Here is a 20,328-nt window from a genome sequence, read left to right as displayed (position 1 = left end):
GGGCCTGAATTGCCTGATTCGTTTGGGGGTCCGGGCCGTTTTCGTTATCGTCGAAAGCGGAAAGCCGGGATCAGGACCCCCCAACCACCGATCAACACGCCGGGTTGACATCACGTCAGGCTCGGAGCACCACATGCTCTTCCCCCCATGACAACGTCGTGGTGCGTGTGGCACACGTGCTGATCCCTGAGAACCGGGAAGCACGACGTTCGGAGAAACGTGCGCATCGCACCGTCCATCCAGACTGCCCTGCACAGCCGCAAGCTCCTCGTCGCCCTGAGCGCCGTCATTGCCCTGGTTGTCGTAGGCACCACTCTCGGATACACAGCACTCAGCAAGTCGGTCACCCTGACCCTCGACGGGAAGAGCAACGAGGTCACCGTCCTCGGTGGCACCGTCGAGGAGGTCCTCGCCTCCGAAGGCATCGAGATCGGCAAGTACGACGAGGTCGCTCCCTCCCTGGACACCTCCGTCTCCGACGGCACCGCCATCACCGTGGCGTTCGGCCGTCCCCTGGAGCTCAACGTCGACGGCAAGGAATCCACCCACTGGGTGACCGCCACCTCCGTCGGTGGCGCCCTGAGCCAGATCGGCCGCCGCTTCGCCGGCGCTGACCTCTCGGCCAGCCGCTCCTCGACCATCCGCCGCTCCGGCATGGAGCTCGAGGTCGTCACGCCGAAGGAGGTCCGTCTCGCCGTCGGCGCAGGCAAGGCCCGCAAGGTCGACGTGCCGGCGATGACCGTGGGTGAGGTGCTCGAGGAGCTCGACGTCAAGCTCGGCAAGCACGACGTGGTCACCCCTCGCCCCGGCAAGAAGATCAAGCCCGGCGACCGCATCACCGTCAAGCGCATCAAGATCGTGCGCAAGAACGTCTCCGGCGAGAAGCTCGGCTTCGACACGATCCAGCGCACCGACGCCTCCATGCCCGAGGGCAAGAAGGCGGTCGTCCGTGCCGGTCGCGCCGGCCTGCGCGACGTCGTCTACGAGCTGCGCTACGTCAACGGCAAGCTGGTCGCCCGCAAGGTCGTCAGCTCCGAGGTCACCCGCAAGTCCCGTGACGCGATCATCAAGGTCGGCACCAAGAAGGCGCCGGCTCCGGCTGCTCCGGTCCTCACCAGCGGCAACACCGTCTGGGACCGGCTCGCGCAGTGTGAGTCCGGTGGCAACTGGGGCACCAACACCGGCAACGGCTACTACGGTGGCCTGCAGTTCAGCGCCAGCACGTGGGCCTCGGTCGGCGGCAGCGGACTGCCCCACCAGCACAGCCGTGAGGAGCAGATCAAGCGCGGCAAGATTCTCCAGGCCCGCGCCGGTTGGGGCCAGTGGCCCCACTGCTCGGCCAAGCTCGGCCTGCGCTGACGCGCGGGTTGGGTCTGTGCTGACGCGACAACTACCCTTGCGCGCATGACCAACGCATCGGCCGGCCCTCGTCTACTGGGGCCGGCCGATGTGCGTCAGCTGGCGGCCCGCCTCGACCTGCGGCCCACCAAGCAGCGCGGGCAGAACTTCGTGATCGACGCCAACACCGTGCGTCGCATCGTCCGCGAGTCGGCCATCACCGCCGACGACGTGGTGATCGAGATCGGCCCTGGCCTGGGCTCGCTCACCCTGGCGCTGCTGGAGGTGGCCCAGCGGGTGGTGGCCATCGAGGTCGACCCCCTCCTGGCCGGGCTCCTGCCCGAGACCATCGAGGCCTACGCCCCCGAGCAGGCGGCCCACTTCGAGGTCGTGCTCGCCGACGCGATGCGGATCACCGAGGTCCCCGGCCCGGCGCCGACCGCCCTGGTCGCCAACCTGCCCTACAACATCTCGGTGCCCGTGCTCCTGCACATGCTGGCCCTGCTGCCCTCCCTCGAGCGTGGACTGGTGATGGTGCAGGCCGAGGTCGCCGACCGCCTGGCCGCGCGGCCGGGCTCGAAGGTCTACGGCATCCCCTCGATCAAGGCGTCCTGGTACGCCGACGTACGCCGTGCCGGTGCCATCGGCCGCAACGTCTTCTGGCCCGCTCCCAACGTCGACTCAGGCCTGGTGGCGTGGACCCGTCGCGAGCCCCCGGCCACGACCGCGACCCGGGAGCAGGTCTTCGGGGTCGTCGACGCGGCCTTCGCCCAGCGCCGCAAGACCCTGCGCTCCACGCTCAAGCAGTTCGTCGACGGCTCGGGCGAGCGTGCGGAGTCCGCCCTCGTCGCGGCCGGCGTCGACCCCCAGGCGCGCGGCGAGACGCTGGTCCTCGACGACTTCGTACGGATCACCGAGGCGCTCCTCGAGACCACCTCGGGAATCGGCAGATGACCCGCAGTCTCACCGTGCGTGCCGCGGCCAAGATCAACCTCCACCTCGGGGTCGGTGCGCCCCGCGAGGACGGCTTCCACCCCCTCGACACCGTCTACCAGGCCGTCAGCCTCTACGACGACCTCACGGCGTACGCCGCCGACGACTGGTCGCTGACCACCGCGGTCGCCGCCCACCTCGGCGAGGTGGAGCTTCCCGCGGCAGGCGACAACATCGTCGACCGGGTCGCGGAGCTGCTCTGCGCCCGACGCTGCGACGACGGCTGCCGACCGACCGCGCGGGTCGAGGTCTCGAAGACGATCCCGGTCGCCGGGGGCATGGCTGGCGGTTCCGCCGACGCGGCCGCCGCCCTCGTCGCCCTGGACCGGTTGTGGGACCTCCGGACGCCGGACAGCGAGATGCTCGCGCTGGCTGCCGAGCTGGGCAGCGACGTCCCCTTCTCGCTGATCGGTGGCACCGCTCGCGGGGTGGGTCGCGGCGAGCTCGTCACCCCGACCGACGACTTCGGCGCATGGTCGTGGGTCGTCGTCCCGGACGACCGGGGCCTGTCCACCCCGGCGGTCTTCCGGCACTTCGACGCGCTCTTCCCCGACGCCTCGCCGGAGCCCGCCCCCGCCCAGCCCGTGCTGACCGCGCTCGCCTCCGGTGACCCGGTGGCGCTGGCCGCCGCCCTGCACAACGACCTGGAGGCCGCGGCCGTCGACCTGCGCCCCGACCTGGGTGACCTGCTCGCCCGGGGTGAGTCGGAGGGCGCCCTGCGCGGACTCGTCTCCGGCTCCGGCCCCACCTGCGTCTTCCTCTGCGAGTCGGCGGAGGCTGCGCGCGACGTGGCCGCCTCACTCGCTTCCACCCGACCGGTGGTCCTCACCGCCCATGGACCCGTGGCCGGCGCCCACGTGGTCGACACCTCGCCCTTCCCGGAGAACTGATGGCCAACCTGCTCAACCTCGAACGCGTCTCGAAGTCCTACGGGATCCGACCCCTGCTGGACGGTGTCTCCCTGGGCATCGGCGTCGGTGAACGCATCGGCATCGTCGGTCGCAACGGCGACGGCAAGACGACCCTGCTCAAGATCATGACCGGGCAGGAGGAGCCGGACTCCGGTCGCGTCTCCCGTACGTCCGGGGTCGACGTCGGCTACCTGCACCAGGGCGACGAGCTCGTCGACTCCCACACCGTGCGCGAGGCCGTCCTGGGCGGCAAGGCCGACCACGAGTGGGCCGGCGACGCCACCGCCCGTGGCGTGGTCAAGGAGCTGCTCACCGGCCTCGACCTCGACCGCCCGGTCCTGGGCCTCTCCGGCGGCGAGCGCCGGCGCTGTGCGCTGGCTGCGCTGCTGCTGGAGCAGCACGACCTGATCGTCCTCGACGAGCCCACCAACCACCTCGACGTCGAGGCGGTCGCGTGGTTGGCCGAGCACATGAAGAACCGGCCCACCGCGATGGTGGTCGTCACCCACGACCGTTGGTTCCTCGACGAGGTCTGCCAGACCACCTGGGAGGTGCACGACGGGGTCGTCGACGCCTACGAGGGTGGTTATGCCGCCTTCGTGCTGGCCAAGTCCGAGCGCCAGCGTCAGGCCGCGGTCACCGAGGGGCGACGCCAGAACCTGATGAAGAAGGAGCTGGCCTGGCTGCGTCGCGGTGCGCCCGCCCGGACCGCCAAGCCCAAGTTCCGGATCGAGGCGGCCAACGCCCTGATCGCGGACGTGCCCCCGGTGCGCGACCGCCTCGAGCTGCAGAAGTTCGCCTCGCAGCGGCTCGGCAAGGACGTCATCGACGTCGAGGACGTCGACCTCTACCGCGGCGAGCGTCAGCTGCTCTCCCACGCCACCTGGCGCCTGGGGCCCGGCGACCGCGTCGGCCTGGTCGGCGTCAACGGTGCGGGCAAGACGTCCGTGCTCTCCATGCTCGCCGGTGACCTGGCGCCGCGCTCCGGCAAGGTGAAGCACGGTCGCACCATCTCGATGCAGCACCTGAGCCAGCAGCTCGACGACCTCGACCCCAACGCCAGGGTGCTCCCGATGGTGGAGTCGATCCGCCGGGTCACGAAGACCGCGGACGGCCAGGAGCTGACGGCGACCTCGATGCTGGAGCGCTTCGGCTTCACCGGCGACCGCCTGGTCGCCCGGATCGGCGAGCTCTCCGGTGGCGAGCGCCGTCGTTTCCAGCTGCTGCGACTGCTGCTCCTGGAGCCCAACGTCCTGCTCCTCGACGAGCCGACCAACGACCTCGACATCGAGACCCTCAACGTCCTCGAGGACTTCCTCGACGGTTGGCCCGGCACCCTGGTCGTGGTCTCCCACGACCGCTACTTCCTCGAGCGGGTCACCGACTCGGTGTGGGCGCTCCTGGGTGACGGCCAGATCTCGATGCTGCCGCGTGGGGTCGACGAATACCTGGAGCGTCGCGCGGCCGGACTGGCGAGCGCGAACGCCGCTGCCTCCGCGGCTGCTGCGTCGGCGGCGCCTGCTGCCCCGAGCGGCGGCAAGGCACGCTCCGGCAGCAGCGAGGAGCGTACGGCCCGCAAGGCGGTCGCCCGGATCGACAAGCGGCTCGCCAAGATCACCGAGCTCGAGCAGAAGATCCACGAGGAGCTAGCGTCGTTGGCCTCGACGACCGAGTACGACCGGATGGCCGAGCTCAACGCCACCCTGGGCGAGCTGGCGCAGGAGCGTGAGTCCCTGGAGCTCGAGTGGCTGGAGGCCAGCGAGCTGCTCGAGGGCTGAGCCAGCGGGCCGGGTCAGCTGAAGGGCTCGAGCAGCCGCCGCAGCAGCGTCGCCAGCTGCTCGCGGTCCTCGGCGTCCAGGTCGGGCATCAACGCCCGTTCGGCGTCGAGCAGGGCCTCGAAGGCCGCGTCCACGGTGCTCTTGCCCTCCGGCGTCAGGCGTACGAGCACCCCGCGACGGTCGTTGGGGTCGGGCAGCCGCTCGACGAGGCCCCGGGTGGTGAGCCGGTCGACGCGGTTGGTCATCGTCCCGCTGGTCACCAGCGTCTCGCGCAGCAGGCGACCGGGGGAGAGCTCGTACGGGTCGCCGGCGCGCCGCAGCGCGGCCAGCACGTCGAACTCCCAGGACTCCACGCCGCTGGCGGCGAAGGCGCCCTTGCGGGCCAGGTCGAGGTGGCGCGAGAGACGCCCGATCCGGCTGAAGACCTCGACCGGGGTCAGGTCGAGATCGGCGCGCTCACGCGCCCAGGCCTCCACGAGATCGTCGACTTCGTCGCGCATGGGATCAGCCTAGCCCACCATCGAGAATCTTGACGTCGAGACGTCAGGGTCGCTCGGTGCGGAGTTCGGGCTCGACCTGGAGACCGGTCAGGCCGTTCCACGCCAGGTTGACCAGGTGGGCGGCGACCGTGGTCTTGTCCGGGCTGCGGGTGTCCAGCCACCACTGCCCCAGGGTGACGGTCATGCCGATCAGCATCTGCGCATACATGGGGGAGTGCTCGGCCTGGAGTCCGTGGCGGGTGAACTCCTCGGCCAGGATCCCCTCGACCCGGTGGCCGACGTCGCCGATGATCGACTGGAAGGTCGAGCTGGCCGCTCCTCGCGGGGAGTCCCGCACGATGATCCGGAAGCCGTCGGGGCTCTCCTCGATGTAGGTCAGCAGGGCCAGCGCTGACGACTCGAGCAGGGCTCGGGGCTCCGCGGGGGAGAGCGACGACCGCATCTGGAGCAGCAGCTGGGTGACCTCACGGTCGACCACGACGGCGTAGAGCCCTTCCTTGCCGCCGAAGTGCTCGTAGACGACCGGCTTCGACACCCCCGCGCGGGAGGCGACCTCCTCGATGGCCGTCCCCTCGAAACCGCGCTCGGCGAAGATCCCGCGGCCGATCGTGATCAGCTGCTCACGGCGCTCCGCGCCTGTCATCCGCCGGGAGCTTCTCGACGTCGTCATGGTGCCCCGGCTCCCGGATCAGGTGTTCGCGCCGGTCGGGGTGACGGAGTGCGCGTTGGCCACGCTTCCGGAGGTACGCGTGCTCAGGCGCCGCTCCACCGTGGTCGCCAGCCGCGAGAGCAGGTAGTTGATGAGGATGAAGATGGCGCCGATGAGGAGGTACACCTGGAGTGGATTCTTCAGGTACTGCGAGATGAACGTCCCCTCACGCAGCAGCTCGCTGTAGATGCCCAGCACCGCCACCAGCGAGGTGTCCTTCAGGATCACCACGAGCTGGCTGATCAACGCCGGAAGCATCGTGCGGAAGGCCTGCGGCAGCTGGACGGACAGCATCGTCCGCCACCGCGTGAGGCCGATCGCGTAGCCGGCCTCGGCCTGCCCGCGGGGCAGGGAGCCCACCCCGGCGCGGACGATCTCGGCGATGATCACCGAGTTGTAGAGGGTCAGACCGACCACGAGCACCCACAGGCCCTCGTCGCCCGGGAGGAACGAGAGGTCGAGGTCGGACTCCTTGACGGCGGTGTGCACCAGGAAGATGGTGACGATCACCGGGAGGCCGCGCAGGAGCTCGATGACGGTCACCAGCGGTATGCGCGCAAGGCGGCCCGACATCAGACGCCCGACGCCGAGCAGGGTCCCGACGGCGAGGGAGGCCGCGATCGCCAGGACGGCAGCGACCAGCGTGGCCCTCAGGCCGTTGCCGAGGGACCGCCACACGTCGGGAAAGTACTCGTTGTTCGGGTCGAAGAGCGGCGCCCACAGGTCGCCCGCGAACTGGCCCTGCTCGTCGAGCCGCCTGGCCACCAGCAGGAGCAGGGCGAGGATCGCCGCGGAGACGATGACGGTGCCGATGAGTGAACGGCGCCGTGCCTTGGGGCCGGGCTCGTCGTAGAGGACGTTGCTCATCGTGCGATCGCCACCTTCCGCTCGAGGTAGGCCAGGACAGCCGCGGCAGGGAGGGTGATGCAGAGGTAGCCGATGGCGACCCCGATGAAGACGGGCAAGGCGTCGTACCCCTGCGCGGAGGAGAGTCGCTTGCCGACGCCCCACAGGTCGCCGGCGACGCCGAAGGCACCGAGGACCGCGGAGTTCTTGAACATGGCGATGATCACGCTGCCCAGCGGCGGGATGCAGGTGCGCAGTGCCTGCGGCATGATCACCTGGCTCAGGTTCTGGGTGAAGGTCAGGCCGATGGCCCGCGCCGCCTCCGCCTGGCCCACCGGCACGGCGTTGATGCCCGAGCGGATGGCCTCGCAGACGAACGCGCTGGTGTAGAGCACCAGCGCGGCCACGCCGAAGACGTAGTAGGAGGCGTTGATCCCGAGCTCGGGGATGCCGAAGGCGATCATGAAGAGCACGACCGTCAGCGGGCAGTTGCGCACCAGCGTCACCCAGGAGGTGCCGAACCAGCGCAGGGCGGGCACGGGGGAGACGCGGCAGGCGGCGATCAGCGTGCCGAGGACGAGTGAACCCGCCATGGCCCACAGGCAGATGCCCAGGGACCGAAGATAGCCTGACCAGAAGAGGTCAAGGTTGTCGAAGACGGCGTCCACTTCTCTCCTCGTTCGGGGGGTGGTCGCCGGCGGTGCAGCGGGGTGGCTGCACCGCCGGCGACGGTGTCATGACTCAGGCCTGCGTCACGAGCAGGAGTCGGCGTCCGGCAGCTGCGCCGGGGACGTGCCCTCGATCTTGCCGGCCGTCGAGGACCAGGCCTCGTTGTAGCTGTCCTCGTTGGCCTCGAGCGTCTCGTTGATGAACTCGCAGAAGTCGACGTCGCCCTTCTTGATGCCGATGCCGTAGGGCTCCTCGGTGAACTGGTCACCGACGAGCTTGAAGTCACCGTCGGACTCGGAGACGAACCCGGCCAGGATGACGTTGTCGGTGGTGACCACGTCGGTCTGGCCGTTCTTCAGGGCGCTCGCGCACTTGTCGTACACGTCGAAGAGCGTCAGCTGGCGCTCGTTCGCGAGGAAGTCACGGATGGTCTCGGACGGGGTCGATCCGGTGACCGAGCAGACCCGGACCTTGGGGTCCTTCAGGTCCTCGAGGTCCTTGATCTTGTCGTCGTCGGAGCGCACCATCAGCTGCTGACCCGCGACGTAGTAGGGACCGGCGAAGGTGATCCGCTTCTTGCGCTCGTCGTTGATCGTGTAGGTGGCGATGACGAAGTCGACGTCACCGTTCTCGATCACCTGCTCGCGGACGTCGGAGGGGGTCTCCTTCCAGGTGATGTCCTCGGCGGGGATCCCCAGCGCACCGGCGATGATCTTGCCGACCTCGACGTCGAAGCCCTCGGGCTCGCCCTTGAGGTTGCGCAGGCCGAAGCCGGGCTGGTCGAACTTGGTGCCGATGGTGACCGTGCCACGGTCCGCGATCTCGGCCATCGTGGTGCCCGACTCGAAGTCGATGTCGGACTTGACCTCCGGCCCGCTGTCCTTGTCGTCGCCGCCGCACGCGGCCATGGCCAACGCGAGGCTGACGCCCACGACGACTGCCTTCGTCCTTCTGAATCGCATGTCACTCTCCCTCTGTCGAAAACTCGTCCACCGAGGGCACCGAGCCCTCGGCCCGGTGTTCAGTGCTCCAGGATCTTGCTCAGGAAGTCCTTGGCGCGGTCACTGCGCGGGTGGGTGAAGAACTCCTCGGGGGTGTTCTCCTCCACGATCGCGCCGTCGGCCATGAAGACGACCCGGTCGCCGGCCGTGCGCGCGAAGCCCATCTCGTGGGTCACCACGACCATGGTCATGCCCTGCTTGGCGAGGTCGACCATGACGTCGAGGACCTCCTTGATCATCTCCGGGTCGAGGGCGGACGTGGGCTCGTCGAAGAGCATCACCTTCGGCTCCATGGCCAGGGCGCGGGCGATCGCCACGCGCTGCTGCTGGCCACCGGAGAGCTGTGCGGGGTACTTCTGGGCCTGGGCCTCGACGCCCACGCGCTCGAGAAGCTCCATGGCCCGCTTCTCGGCCTCGGCCTTCTTCTGCTTGCGGACCTTGATCGGTCCGAGCGTGACGTTCTCGAGGATCGTCTTGTGGGCGAAGAGGTTGAACGACTGGAAGACCATGCCGACATCGGCCCGGAGGTCGGCCAGGGCCTTGCCCTCCTCGGGCAGCTTGTGCCCGTCGATGAGGATCTCGCCCTCGGAGATCGTCTCCAGACGGTTGATCGTGCGACACAGCGTCGACTTGCCCGAGCCTGATGGCCCGATCACGACGACGACCTCGCCCCGCTTGATGGACAGGTTGACGTCCTTGAGGGCCTGCATCGCACCGAAGTACTTGTTGACCCCGCGCAGGACCACGAGTCCATCGGTGCTCGGGGCGCTGCTCTGGGGCTCCACCGCGGCTGTCATGCGTCTGAACGTAGTCGCACAGGGGCGATGCGGGCCACCGCGGGGTGCGGCCAATTCCGTTCCTTTACCGCTCTGTGACCTGACTGCTACCTTTCGGCCGTTCTCGGGAACAGGAGGTGGGGGCGGTGGTCCGACCGACCCAATGGGGCGACTGGGCGTCGTCGCAGAGGCTGCAGCTCTGGTGCGACGTGGGGCCCGGAGGGTGGGCCACGGCGGGCCTCTCGCTGCGCGGCCTGCGGGCCGTCATCTCTGCCCAGGACGTCACCGCCGCCCTCGGGGACCTGCTGCGGGCGGTCTCGGCGCTCGCTGCCGGGGCCCACGACGCCCGCTGCGCCTGGGCCGAGGATCCCGGCGAGTTCCGGTGGATCCTGCGCCGGGCGGGCAGCGCCGTGCTGGTCAGGATCGTCCACGTCGCCAGCCGTGTCACCGACCTGCTCGACGACGACGGCCACACGGTCTGGGAGGGCACGGTGCCGCTGCAGGACCTCGTACGCGCACTCGTCGACGCGTCCAGGCCCGTCCTGGAGCACGTGGCCGACCCGATCGCCCACGACGAGGTGGACGAGCTGGAGGCGTTGCTGCTCTCGTGGCGCGACGAGACGGTCGCGGGCTGCGCGAACCGGATCCCCTGAGCCCTCACGCGCGCGGGATTTCTCCGCCTGCCGCCGCGCCGCCGTACTCTTGAAGGCGCCATGACTGCCCTGCCTGACGCCACCCAGCCCGCGCCCCGCACGTACGAGGTCAAGACGTACGGCTGCCAGATGAACGTCCACGACTCCGAGCGCCTCACCGGCCTGCTCGAGGATGCGGGCTACGTGGCCGCGCCCGAGGGTGAGCAGGCCGACGTGGTCGTCTTCAACACCTGCGCCGTGCGCGAGAACGCCGACAACCGCCTCTACGGCAACCTCGGCCACCTCGCACCGGTCAAGGCGAAGAAGCCCGACCTCCAGATCGCCGTCGGTGGCTGCATGGCGCAGAAGGACCGCGACACGATCGTCAAGAAGGCCCCGTGGGTCGACGTCGTCTTCGGCACCCACAACATCGGCTCGCTCCCCGCGCTGCTCGACCGGGCCCGGTCGCAGGAAGCCGCGCAGGTCGAGATCCTCGAGTCGCTCTCGGTCTTCCCCTCGACCCTGCCGACCAAGCGCGACTCCGCGTACGCCGCGTGGGTCTCCATCTCGGTGGGCTGCAACAACACGTGCACGTTCTGCATCGTCCCGTCGCTGCGCGGCAAGGAGCAGGACCGCCGCCCCGGCGACATCCTCGCGGAGGTGCGCGCGCTGGTGGCGGAGGGCGTCACCGAGGTCACCCTGCTGGGCCAGAACGTCAACGCGTACGGCGTGGAGTTCGGCGACCGGCAGGCGTTCTCCAAGCTCCTGCGCGCCTGCGGCGAGATCGAAGGGCTGGAGCGCGTGCGCTTCACCTCGCCGCACCCGGCCGAGTTCACCGACGACGTCATCGAGGCGATGGCCGAGACGCCGAACGTGATGCCGCAGCTGCACATGCCGTTGCAGTCCGGCTCCGACACGGTGCTGCGGGCGATGCGCCGCTCGTACCGTCAGAAGAAGTTCCTCGGCATCCTCGACAAGGTGCGCGCACTCATCCCGGACGCCGCGATCTCCACCGACATCATCGTCGGCTTTCCCGGCGAGACCGAGGAGGACTTCCTCCAGACGATGGAGGTCGTGCGCCAGGCCCGCTTCGCGCAGGCCTTCACCTTCCAGTACTCGATCCGCCCCGGCACTCCCGCCGCGACGATGCCCGACCAGATCGACCCGGCCGTGGTGAAGGACCGCTACCAGCGCCTCGCCGCGCTCGTGGAGCAGATCACCTGGGAGGAGAACCAGAAGCTCGTCGGTCGCACCGTGGAGCTGATGGTCTCCGAGGGTGAGGGTCGCAAGGACGGCGCCACGCACCGGCTCTCCGGCCGCGGCCCCGACAACCGTCTGGTGCACTTCGCCACTGACTTCTCGCGCGTCGAGGCCGACTCCGTGCGCCCCGGCGACATGGTCACGGTCGAGCTCACCCGCGCCGCCCCGCACCACCTCATCGCCGACGCGCCGATCCTGGCCGTGCGGCGTACGCGGGCCGGTGACGCCTGGGAGAGGCGCACCGCAGAGCCCGCCCCCGCGAAGGGTGTCGGTCTGGGGATGCCCGCCATCGGTGTGCCGGCTCCGCTGCCGGCAGCACCTGCCTGCGGAGCCTGAGCCGAGGCGACTGCTCCGAGGTGACCGGTCTGGCGCGACGCGCCCTGTGGAGAGACTCCACGGGGCGCGTCGCCGTTTTGCGACGGTGGGCCCGTGCCGATCGAGGATCTTCCCGGAGACCGGGAGTGGGGGAGCGGCGCCGACCCCTGGGCCGTGGGATCAGGCCGGGTGGGAGAGCTGGTCCGACGATGGGGCGGGGTGGCGACCACCCAGCAGCTGCGTCAGGTGGTGGGGCGCCACGGCCTGGAAGCCGCGGCGTCCGCGGGGAGCATCCGCCGAGTGGCCCGCGGACGCTGGGTCCTGGCGAGCACGGCTGAGGACCGCGGCCTTGCCCACGCGGCGGGAGGGGTCCTGTCGCACACCTCCGCCGCTCACTGGCACGGGTGGCCGGTGCTGACCGTCGACCAGCGGGTGCACGTCACGGTCCCCCGCGGGAGCCGCGCTCGGCAGCGGACCTTGCCCGAGGTCGTGCTGCACTGGGCAGACCTGACCCTCGACGAGGTGAACGACTCGATCACGTCGCGCGATCGGACGCTCGTCGACTGCCTCCGGACGCTGGACCTGCGCATCGCGCTCTCGGTCGCGGACTCCGCTTTGCGCGATGGATACGGAGCGGACGAGTTGATCGCGCTGGCAGGTGGCCTGCGCGGCCGGGGGGCGGGCCGAGCGCGGCGGGTCGCGGCGGCCGCGTCGGCGCTGGCCGACAATCCTTTCGAGTCAGCGCTGCGGGCCATCTCACTGGACGTTCCTGCGCTGCGCCTGGTGCCACAGGTGCCGTTGTACGTCGAGGCCGCCTTCATCGGTCGTCCCGACCTGGTGGACGAGCGACTGGAGCTGGTCGTCGAGGCTGACTCCTTCGCGTGGCACGGGAGCAGGCAGGGACTGGTGAGGGACGCGCGGCGCTACAACGAGCTGGTGCTCGCGGGGTGGCGGGTCCTGCGGTTCACCTGGGACGACGTGGTGCTGCGGCCTGAGCTGGTGCGGTCAGCGCTTGCGACGGCAGCCGAACGTCGACCAAAAGTCGCTTGACCGTCGCCTGTGGGGCTGGTGCGGGACTTTTGGTCGACGTTGGGCGGTGGAGGTCAGGCCGGAGGCTCCGGGCTGCCTTCCTCGTCGACCTGACCGGCCTCGGGGCCGTGCTGGGTGCCGGCCTCCTGGTCGTCGGCCTGGCCGGACGGGGCCTGGTCCTTGTCGTCGGGCTCGGCGATCTCGTCCGGCAGGACGTCGTCGACAGCCGGGTTGTTCTCGGGGGCGAGGTCACGCGAGAGGCCCTGGCGGTCCTGGCGGTCCTGGTCGTCCGCGATCGCGTCGGCGCCGCCCGGGTGGAGCTCGGGCTCCTCGGTGACCGGGTCGGGCTTCGGGGGGAGGGTGCTCACGTCAACTCCTGGTGGTCGAAGGGACAGTGTCGAGGGACAGTCCTGTCCCCCTACCCGCACCGTCGGGGCGACAACCCTCAGAAGCCGAAGGTGAGGTAGCCGAGCCCGCTGCCCAGGTGGGCCAGCGCGTGCGCCTCGTGCGGCACCATCGGAGCGGGGAGCGCGTCCAGCGGGAACCATCCGAGCCCGGCACACTTGGAGCCCTCGACGATGCGGGGCTCGCCCTCCCACGACCTGGCCGTGAAGAAGAAGTCCACGCGCTCGTCGATCGCCTCGGCGTGCAGGGTGCGCTGCATGGTGAACTCGAAGTGCAGGTCGGCAGAGACGTCGAGCTCCTCGCGCAGCTCGCGCCGGGCTGCGGCGAAGGCGTCCTCGCCCCGCTCCACGTGCCCGGCAGCGCCCGCTGCCCAGTGGCTGGCCATGTAGGGCACGTCGCCGCGCTGCTGGAGCAGCACCTCGGTGCCCGAGGCTCCCTCGCGGAGCAGGTAGACGTACGAGGCGGGGACGACGACGAAGCGGTCGAGCGTGGTGGCGTCGTCGTGTGCTGCCATGGAATCTCCTGCGTCGGGGGAGGGCCCGCAGCGCTCCCGGCTCTTTGGAACACTAGTCCCATGAGCCTGCCGCCGATCGTCGCCGTGGTCGGTGCGACGGCGGCTGGCAAGACCGGTCTCTCGCTCGACCTGGCCGAGCTGCTCGACGGCGAGGTGGTCAACACCGACGCCATGCAGGTCTACCGCGGCATGGACATCGGCACGGCCAAGCTCCCGCCCGCCCAGCGCCGCGGCATCGCCCACCACCTCCTGGACCTGATGGAGGTGACCGAGTCGGCGAGCGTGGCGGAGTTCCAGCAGCTCGCCCGCGCGCGCATCGCGGAGATCCGGGGGCGCGGGCGTACGCCGGTGCTCGTCGGCGGCTCCGCGCTCTACGTGCGCGCGGTGCTGGACCAGTTCGAGTTCCCCGGCACCGACGAGACCCTCCGCCTCCGGCTGGAGGACGAGCTGGCGCAGGTCGGCCCGGCCGAGATGCACCGTCGTCTGGCCGCGGTCGACCCTGAGGCGGCCGCCGGGATCCTGGCCGAGAACGGCCGGCGCATCGTGCGCGCCCTCGAGGTCGTCGAGCTGACCGGTCGCCCCTACAGCGCCACGCTCCCGCGCCTGGAGTACGTCGACCCCCTGACGGTGCAGGTGGGGGTCGACATCGATCGACCCACCCTTGACGCACGGATCGAGCAGCGCGTGGAGGAGATGTTCGCCGAGGGGTTCGTCGAGGAGGTCGAGGGCCTGCTCGCGCGAGGGCTGGCGCAGGGGCGTACGGCCGCCATGGCGATCGGCTACCGCGAGGTGGCGGCCCACCTGGCCGGCGAGCTCGACCTGGCGCAGGCCAAGGAGCGCACGGTCATCGCGACCCGGCGCTTCGCCCGGCGCCAGGACTCATGGTTCCGCAAGGACGACCGGATCACCTGGGTGCCCTTCGACGCCCCCGATCGCGTCGACCGCGCCGTGGCAGCGGTGCGGTCGCTGGCCGAGGGGCGCGACGGGAAATGACCGAAGGGCGATCCCTTGCGGGACCGCCCTCCGTGTCTCCCTCCCCAGTACGGGGCTCCGCCGCTGTGGTGCCGGGCGACGGAGGTTTCTGCACGTAGGAAGGTCTCCCAGCCTCCCTACGGATCCGCAACTTACCGAGTGGTAGCAGGTCTGGGAAGTGTGGTGCCCATCACGTGGACACGCTTGACTCCTGCGGCCTCGACCGGGCGCCAGAATGGCCCGATGAGCACGATCTTCTACACCGGCTGCAGCCTGGACGGCTACATCGCCGACCCCCACCACGACCTGTCGTGGTTGGTGACGCGGGACATCGACGCGGGCGGCGCCATGGGCTTCGAGACGTTCCAGCCGCGCCTCGGCGCAGCGGTGATGGGAGCCTCCACGTGGCAGTGGTTGCTCGACCACGGTGAGCAGGCGGCAATGGGTGGCTTGGCGACCTGGGTCCTCACGCACCGGGAGTTCCAACCGGTCGAGGGGGTCTCGTTCGTCGCTGCCGACACCCTCGACGACGTACGCAGCGTGCACGCCGCAGCCTCCGAGGCGGCAGGGGGCAAGGACGTGTGGCTGGTCGGTGGCGGTGAACTGGTGGCGCGGTTCGTCGAGGCCGGCCTCGTCGACGAGCTCTGGGTGCAGCTGGCTCCCGTGACCCTGGGGGCGGGGGCGCCGCTGCTCCCGGCGCGCGTGGAGCTGCGGCTGGAGGAGGTCGTGCGCAACGGCGACTTCGTCTGCACCCGCTACACGGTCCTCGGCCCGGGCCTCGCCCCCGTGGGAGAATGACCCGGTGAGCTATCCCTTCCTCAAGGGCCACGGCACCGAGAACGACTTCGTGCTGCTGCCTGACCACGACGGCTCGCTCCACGGGGAGCTCCCCGTCGAGCGGGTGCGGGCGCTGTGCGACCGCCGCGCGGGCATCGGCGGCGACGGTGTCCTGCGCGTGGTCCGCACCGAAGCGTTGGGGGAGTCCGGCCCCGAGTGGTTCATGGACTACCGCAACTCCGACGGCTCGGTCTCGGAGATGTGCGGCAACGGGGTGCGGGTCTTCGCGCGTCACCTCCTCGACGAAGGTCTGGTCGCGGCCGACCGGCCCGTCGAGGTCGCCACCCGCGGGGGCGTCAAGGTGGTCACCGTCTCCGGTGACCTGCTGACCGTCGACATGGGCAAGCCGCTGGTGGGCGACCCGTCCACCGTCTCGGTGGGGGAGCGCGCGTGGACCGCGGCCAACGTCGACATGGGCAATCCGCACGCGGTCGCCTTCGTCGACGACCTGTCGGAGGCGGGCTCGTTGCTCGTGGCGCCCGGCCACGACGCCGGCGTCTACCCGCACGGGGTCAACGTCGAGTTCGTCGTACGACGCGGCGAGCACCACGTCGCCATGCGCGTGCACGAGCGTGGTTCGGGCGAGACCCGGAGCTGCGGCACCGGAGCCTGCGCGGTGATGGTCGCGACCGCACTGCTCGACGACGCGGCGCGGGGCACCGCGTACGCCGTCGACGTGCCCGGTGGCACGCTCTCGATCACCTGGACCGAGGACGACCGGATCCTGATGACTGGTCCGGCCGTGCTGGTGGCGCGCGGCGAGACCGACCTCTGAGGCGTCGCGGCCGGCGATAACGGGTCGCGCGCTCAGGCGCGGCGACCTAGGCTGGACGCCATATGACGAACGAGAAGAACTTCACCCTTGCAGACGAGCTCGCCGCCACCCGCGCCTGGGACGACGACAAGGACCTCGACGCGCTCGAGCCCCTGGATGACGTTGACGAGGACGGGTCGGACGACTTCGTCTCCGGGTATGTCGACGAGCCCGACCCGGAGCTGAACGAGGCGACCGCCGGCGAGATGGACCTCGCCGAGCGCTACGCGCTGAAGCGCGCTGCGGGGCTGCGGACCGAGCTCGAGGACATCACCGAGGTCGAGTACCGCCAGCTGCGTCTGGAGCGGGTCGTCCTGGTGGGCGTCTGGACCGAGGGCACCGTGGCGGACGCCGAGAACTCCATGGCCGAGCTCGCCGCACTCGCCGAGACTGCCGGCTCGGAGGTCCTGGAGGCGCTCTACCAGCGCCGCCAGCGCCCGGACCCGGCCACCTACATCGGTCGCGGGAAGGTCGAGGGGCTGGCCGAGATCGTCAAGGCCACCGGCGCTGACACGGTCATCTGCGACGGAGAGCTCGCGCCCAGCCAGCTGAGGAACCTCGAGGACCGGCTCAAGGTGAAGGTCGTCGACCGCACCGCCCTGATCCTCGACATCTTCGCCCAGCACGCGAAGTCGAAGGAGGGCCAGGCCCAGGTTGAGCTGGCCCAGCTGAGCTACATGAAGCAGCGCCTGCGCGGATGGGGTGGCAACCTGTCGCGCCAGGCCGGTGGACGGGTCTCCGGCGGTGAGGGCATCGGTGGCCGCGGCCCCGGTGAGACGAAGATCGAGACCGACCGTCGTCGCATCAACGACCGGATCGCCAAGCTGCGTCGTGAGCTCAAGGGCATGTCGAAGGTCCGCGAGACCAAGCGCTCCAAGCGGCGCGGCAACAAGGTGCCGAGCGTCGCGATCGCCGGTTACACCAACGCCGGCAAGTCCTCGCTGATCAACCGGCTCACCGACGCCGGCCTCCTCGTCGAGGACGCCCTCTTCGCGACGCTGGACCCGACGACGCGGCGTACGACCACCAGCGACGGACGCGTCTACACGATGAGCGACACCGTCGGGTTCGTGCGCCACCTGCCGCACCAGCTGGTCGAGGCCTTCCGCTCGACGCTGGAGGAGGTCGGCGAGGCCGACCTGATCCTGCACGTGGTCGACGGCTCCCACCCCGACCCGGAAGGCCAGCTGGCCGCGGTGCGGGAGGTCTTCGCCGAGATCGAGGCCGACAAGATCCCCGAGATCGTCGTGATCAACAAGGCCGATGCCGCCGACCCGTTGACGCTGGCCCGCCTGCGTCAGCGCGAGCCGCACAGCATGGTGGTCTCCGCCAGGACCGGCGAGGGGATTCCCGAGCTGCTGCAGCTGGTCGAGGAGGAGCTGCCCCACCCCGACATCGAGTTCGAGGCCCTGCTGCCCTACGACCGTGGCGACCTGCTCAACAAGCTGCACCAGCACGGCGAGATCGCCACGCTGGAGCACACCGGGGAGGGCACCCACGTCTCCGGACGCGTCAACGCCGACCTGGCGGGCGAGCTGCAGGAGTACGCAGTCTGAGCGCCGCCGTCCCTCCCGTCCGACACGCTCGGGGCGATCGATGGGCGGGTTCGTGTCGGATGTCGTGACGTTCCATGGGAACCTGATCCGCTGGGGGCTCGTTGGAGTCTCAGTACCGCCCCGGACGGGGGCGGCGCGCAACGCTGAGGAAAGATGACGCGCATGTCTCGTGCTGCTTGGATTCGCTTCGTGCTGGTGCTCGGCCTCCTGGCCGGCTGTGCTGCGCTGGCGCTCAACAAGGAACCCACCCTGGGCCTCGACCTGAAGGGTGGCGTCTCGGTCACCCTCCAGACCTACGACTCGCCCAACGGGACGAAGGCCAACGCGGAGAACACCGACCGCACCAAGGCCGTCCTCGAGCAGCGCGTCAACGCCCTCGGCCTCTCCGAGCCCAACATCGTCCGCTCCGGTGAGAACCGCATCATCGTCGAGCTCCCGGGCGTCAAGGACGCCGACGAGGCGGCCGAGCAGCTGGGCCAGACGGCACAGTTGACCGTCCACCCGGTCGTGGCGGGTTCGATCACCGACAAGGACCAGAAGCCCTCCAAGAAGGGCAACAGGATCGTCGAGAGCGACACCCCGGGTGAGGGCTACCTCGAGATCGGCCCCACCGCCCTGGAGGGTGAGGACATCACCGGCGCCCAGCCCGGTCAGCCGCAGGGCACCGAATGGGTCGTCGACGTCGACTTCAGCCGCGCGGGCTCGAAGAAGTTCAGTGACCTCTCCGCTGCTGCCGCCTGCGCCGAGGGCGACCAGCGCCGCATCGCGATCGTGCTCGACAACAAGGTGATCTCCGCCCCCGAGGTGCAGGTCCCGTGTGGCTCCTCCATCCAGGGCGGCACCCAGATCAGTGGCGGCTTCACCGTCGACGAGGTCAACGAGCTCGCGGCCCTGATCGAGGGTGGTTCGCTGCCCCTCGAGGTCAAGCCGATCGACGTCCGTTTCGCCGGCCCGACCCTGGGCAAGCAGGCCATCGACGACTCCATCTGGGCCGGTGTCGTCGGTATCGCCCTCACCGGGCTCTTCATCGTCGCCGTCTACCGCTTCGTCGGCCTGATGGCCACCCTGGCGCTCGCGTCGTACGCCCTGCTCGCCTACGCGATGCTGATCGCGCTGGGGTCGACGCTGACACTGCCCGGCCTCGCCGGATTCGTGCTCGCGATCGGCATGGCGATCGACGCCAACGTACTCGTCTTCGAGCGCGCCCGGGAGGAGTACGCCGCGTACCCCTCCGCCGGGCTGCGTCGCGCCCTGATGGTCGGCTTCAACAAGGCGTGGAGCGCGATCATCGACTCCAACGTCACCACGCTGCTCGCAGCCGGCCTGCTCTTCTTCCTCGGCTCCGGACCCATCAAGGGCTTCGGTGTCACCCTGACCATCGGTGTCATCGCCTCGATGATCTCCGCGCTGATCATCGCGCGGGTGCTGACCGAGGTCGGTGTCTCCAACAAGTGGATCTCCAAGCACCCCGCGGTCACCGGCATCGGTGACATCGGCCGGGTGCGCAAGTGGCTCGACCGCAAGAACCCCGACCTGATGAAGGGGCGCCGCAACTGGCTGGCCCTGTCCGGTGTCGTCACCGTCATCGCGCTGTCGGGCATCTTCGTCAACGGCCTCAACCTCGGCGTCGAGTTCGCCGGTGGCCGGGTCCTGGAGTACTCCACGCAGAAGACGGTGACCGCCGACGACGCGCGTGAGGCGTTGGCCAACGCCGACGTCAACGACGTGGCCTCGGTCCAGGAGACCGACGGCGGCAAGATCCTCGTCCGCACCGGCACCATCTCCGGTGAGGAGGCGCAGCAGGTGCAGGACGTCATCGCCACGATCGGCGGCACGGCCGACCTCGAGCGCGACGAGAAGATCAGTGCGTCCTTCGGCAAGGAGCTGCGCGACCGGGCGCTGATCGCCTTCGGCGTGGCGTTCCTGGCGCAGCTGCTCTACCTCGCCGTCCGCTTCAAGTGGACCTTCGGTGTCTCCGCCGTGATCGCGATGATGCACGACGTCGCCATCGTGGTCGGCCTCTTCGCGTGGCTCGGCAAGCCCATCGACGGCATCTTCCTGGCCGCGGCCATGACCATCATCGGTCTGTCCGTCAACGACACGGTCGTCGTCTTCGACCGCATCCGCGAACGCTGGCGGGGCTCCAAGCCGACCGACACCTTCGCCGCGCAGGCCAACAAGGCGGCGGTGGAGACGCTCCCGCGCACGGTCAACACCGGTCTGGGCACGATGTTCATCCTGGCGGCCCTGGCGATCATCGGTGGCGACTCGCTGCGCGACTTCTCGATCGCCCTGCTGGTCGGTCTGGTCGTCGGTACCTACAGCTCGGTCTTCGTGGCGACGCCACTGGTCACCTACCTGCAGCAGAAGTGGCCGATGGCGAAGGAGAAGGCCCAGAAGGCCACGATCGAGCGCGACGACTCGGGCGCCGTCGTCTGACCCGACGAGGCGTCGGTGCCGGAGTTGTCGGCCT

Annotated in this window: 20 protein-coding genes; 12 read left to right on the top strand and 8 right to left on the bottom strand. The window is 69.9% G+C overall.

Going from position 1 to position 20,328, the window contains the following annotated elements:
• The first annotated feature begins 219 nt into the window (after nt 1–219).
• From FCL41_RS17660 to FCL41_RS14040, 4 genes are read left to right on the top strand one after another with little or no spacing between them, the layout of a single operon-like run.
• A complete protein-coding gene (locus FCL41_RS17660; protein ID WP_137065037.1) occupies nt 220–1,359 on the top strand; it encodes a resuscitation-promoting factor in 1,140 nt (379 codons plus the stop codon).
• Nucleotides 1,360–1,404: 45 nt separating this feature from the next.
• Nucleotides 1,405–2,292, top strand: a complete 888-nt coding sequence (gene rsmA / locus FCL41_RS14050; protein ID WP_137065038.1) for a 16S rRNA (adenine(1518)-N(6)/adenine(1519)-N(6))-dimethyltransferase RsmA — start codon at nt 1,405–1,407, stop codon at nt 2,290–2,292.
• The gene (locus tag FCL41_RS14045; protein WP_137065039.1) at nt 2,289–3,221 is read left to right on the top strand and encodes a 4-(cytidine 5'-diphospho)-2-C-methyl-D-erythritol kinase; all 933 of its coding nucleotides are present in this window, start codon (nt 2,289–2,291) and stop codon (nt 3,219–3,221) included. The genes rsmA and FCL41_RS14045 overlap by 4 nt, the downstream gene beginning before the upstream one ends.
• Nucleotides 3,221–5,020: an ABC-F family ATP-binding cassette domain-containing protein gene (locus tag FCL41_RS14040; protein WP_137065040.1), complete on the top strand. Its 1,800-nt coding sequence runs from the start codon at nt 3,221–3,223 to the stop codon at nt 5,018–5,020. Before FCL41_RS14045 ends, FCL41_RS14040 begins: the two co-directional genes overlap by 1 nt.
• Nucleotides 5,021–5,034: 14 nt before the next feature.
• Here the strand turns inward: FCL41_RS14040 and FCL41_RS14035 are convergent, their stop codons facing one another.
• The 6 genes from FCL41_RS14035 to FCL41_RS14010 all read right to left on the bottom strand — a co-directional run bounded on the left by FCL41_RS14035 (nt 5,035) and on the right by FCL41_RS14010 (nt 9,455).
• Nucleotides 5,035–5,520 (bottom strand): MarR family winged helix-turn-helix transcriptional regulator, encoded by a 486-nt coding sequence (locus FCL41_RS14035; RefSeq protein ID WP_137065041.1) that lies wholly within the window; start codon nt 5,518–5,520, stop codon nt 5,035–5,037.
• Nucleotides 5,521–5,563: 43 nt separating this feature from the next.
• Nucleotides 5,564–6,163: a TetR/AcrR family transcriptional regulator gene (locus FCL41_RS14030; RefSeq protein ID WP_239021652.1), complete on the bottom strand. Its 600-nt coding sequence runs from the start codon at nt 6,161–6,163 to the stop codon at nt 5,564–5,566.
• Between the two features lie 45 nt (nt 6,164–6,208).
• Nucleotides 6,209–7,096 carry an amino acid ABC transporter permease gene (locus tag FCL41_RS14025; protein WP_137065043.1) on the bottom strand — a complete coding sequence of 296 codons (888 nt, stop codon included), beginning with the start codon at nt 7,094–7,096 and terminating at the stop codon, nt 6,209–6,211.
• Nucleotides 7,093–7,743, bottom strand: a complete 651-nt coding sequence (locus tag FCL41_RS14020) for an amino acid ABC transporter permease (protein WP_137065044.1) — start codon at nt 7,741–7,743, stop codon at nt 7,093–7,095. Before FCL41_RS14020 ends, FCL41_RS14025 begins: the two co-directional genes overlap by 4 nt.
• 84 nt (nt 7,744–7,827) lie before the next feature.
• A complete protein-coding gene (locus FCL41_RS14015) occupies nt 7,828–8,706 on the bottom strand; it encodes a glutamate ABC transporter substrate-binding protein (protein ID WP_137065045.1) in 879 nt (292 codons plus the stop codon).
• A gap of 59 nt (nt 8,707–8,765) precedes the next feature.
• A complete protein-coding gene (locus tag FCL41_RS14010) occupies nt 8,766–9,455 on the bottom strand; it encodes an amino acid ABC transporter ATP-binding protein (RefSeq protein ID WP_420846578.1) in 690 nt (229 codons plus the stop codon).
• Nucleotides 9,456–9,667: 212 nt separating this feature from the next.
• Here FCL41_RS14010 and FCL41_RS14005 point away from each other — a divergent pair, with 212 nt between their 5' ends.
• The 3 genes from FCL41_RS14005 (at nt 9,668) to FCL41_RS13995 (ending at nt 12,778) form a co-directional block, all read left to right on the top strand.
• A complete protein-coding gene (locus FCL41_RS14005) occupies nt 9,668–10,174 on the top strand; it encodes a hypothetical protein (RefSeq protein WP_137065047.1) in 507 nt (168 codons plus the stop codon).
• A 60-nt stretch (nt 10,175–10,234) separates the two neighbouring features.
• On the top strand, nt 10,235–11,749 hold the full coding sequence (gene miaB / locus FCL41_RS14000) for a tRNA (N6-isopentenyl adenosine(37)-C2)-methylthiotransferase MiaB (protein ID WP_137065048.1): 1,515 nt from the start codon (nt 10,235–10,237) through the stop codon (nt 11,747–11,749).
• Between the two features lie 93 nt (nt 11,750–11,842).
• Nucleotides 11,843–12,778, top strand: coding sequence for a DUF559 domain-containing protein (locus FCL41_RS13995; protein ID WP_137065049.1), 936 nt, complete (start codon nt 11,843–11,845; stop codon nt 12,776–12,778).
• A gap of 53 nt (nt 12,779–12,831) precedes the next feature.
• Here FCL41_RS13995 and FCL41_RS13990 read toward each other — a convergent pair whose 3' ends face one another.
• Complete coding sequence (locus FCL41_RS13990; RefSeq protein ID WP_137065050.1) at nt 12,832–13,125, bottom strand: hypothetical protein; 294 nt, start codon at nt 13,123–13,125, stop codon at nt 12,832–12,834.
• Between the two features lie 77 nt (nt 13,126–13,202).
• On the bottom strand, nt 13,203–13,676 hold the full coding sequence (locus tag FCL41_RS13985; RefSeq protein ID WP_137065051.1) for an NUDIX domain-containing protein: 474 nt from the start codon (nt 13,674–13,676) through the stop codon (nt 13,203–13,205).
• 60 nt (nt 13,677–13,736) lie between these two features.
• Here FCL41_RS13985 and miaA point away from each other — a divergent pair, with 60 nt between their 5' ends.
• From miaA to secD, 5 genes are all read left to right on the top strand, one after another.
• Entirely contained in the window at nt 13,737–14,669 is a 933-nt protein-coding gene (miaA, locus tag FCL41_RS13980; protein WP_137065052.1) for a tRNA (adenosine(37)-N6)-dimethylallyltransferase MiaA, read from the top strand.
• Nucleotides 14,670–14,891: 222 nt separating this feature from the next.
• Nucleotides 14,892–15,446, top strand: coding sequence for a dihydrofolate reductase family protein (locus FCL41_RS13975; protein WP_137065053.1), 555 nt, complete (start codon nt 14,892–14,894; stop codon nt 15,444–15,446).
• A gap of 4 nt (nt 15,447–15,450) precedes the next feature.
• Complete coding sequence (dapF, locus tag FCL41_RS13970) at nt 15,451–16,260, top strand: diaminopimelate epimerase (protein ID WP_137065054.1); 810 nt, start codon at nt 15,451–15,453, stop codon at nt 16,258–16,260.
• Nucleotides 16,261–16,322: 62 nt separating this feature from the next.
• A complete protein-coding gene (gene hflX, locus FCL41_RS13965; RefSeq protein WP_137065055.1) occupies nt 16,323–17,855 on the top strand; it encodes a GTPase HflX in 1,533 nt (510 codons plus the stop codon).
• A gap of 162 nt (nt 17,856–18,017) precedes the next feature.
• A complete protein-coding gene (gene secD, locus FCL41_RS13960; protein ID WP_137065056.1) occupies nt 18,018–20,294 on the top strand; it encodes a protein translocase subunit SecD in 2,277 nt (758 codons plus the stop codon).
• Nucleotides 20,295–20,328: the final 34 nt, after the last annotated feature.

It is taken from the genome of Nocardioides jishulii, assembly GCF_006007965.1.
Taxonomy (GTDB): Bacteria; Actinomycetota; Actinomycetes; order Propionibacteriales; family Nocardioidaceae; genus Nocardioides; species Nocardioides jishulii.
Note: the sequence above shows the minus strand (reverse complement) of the source record. Positions and strands in the feature narration are given on the sequence as shown.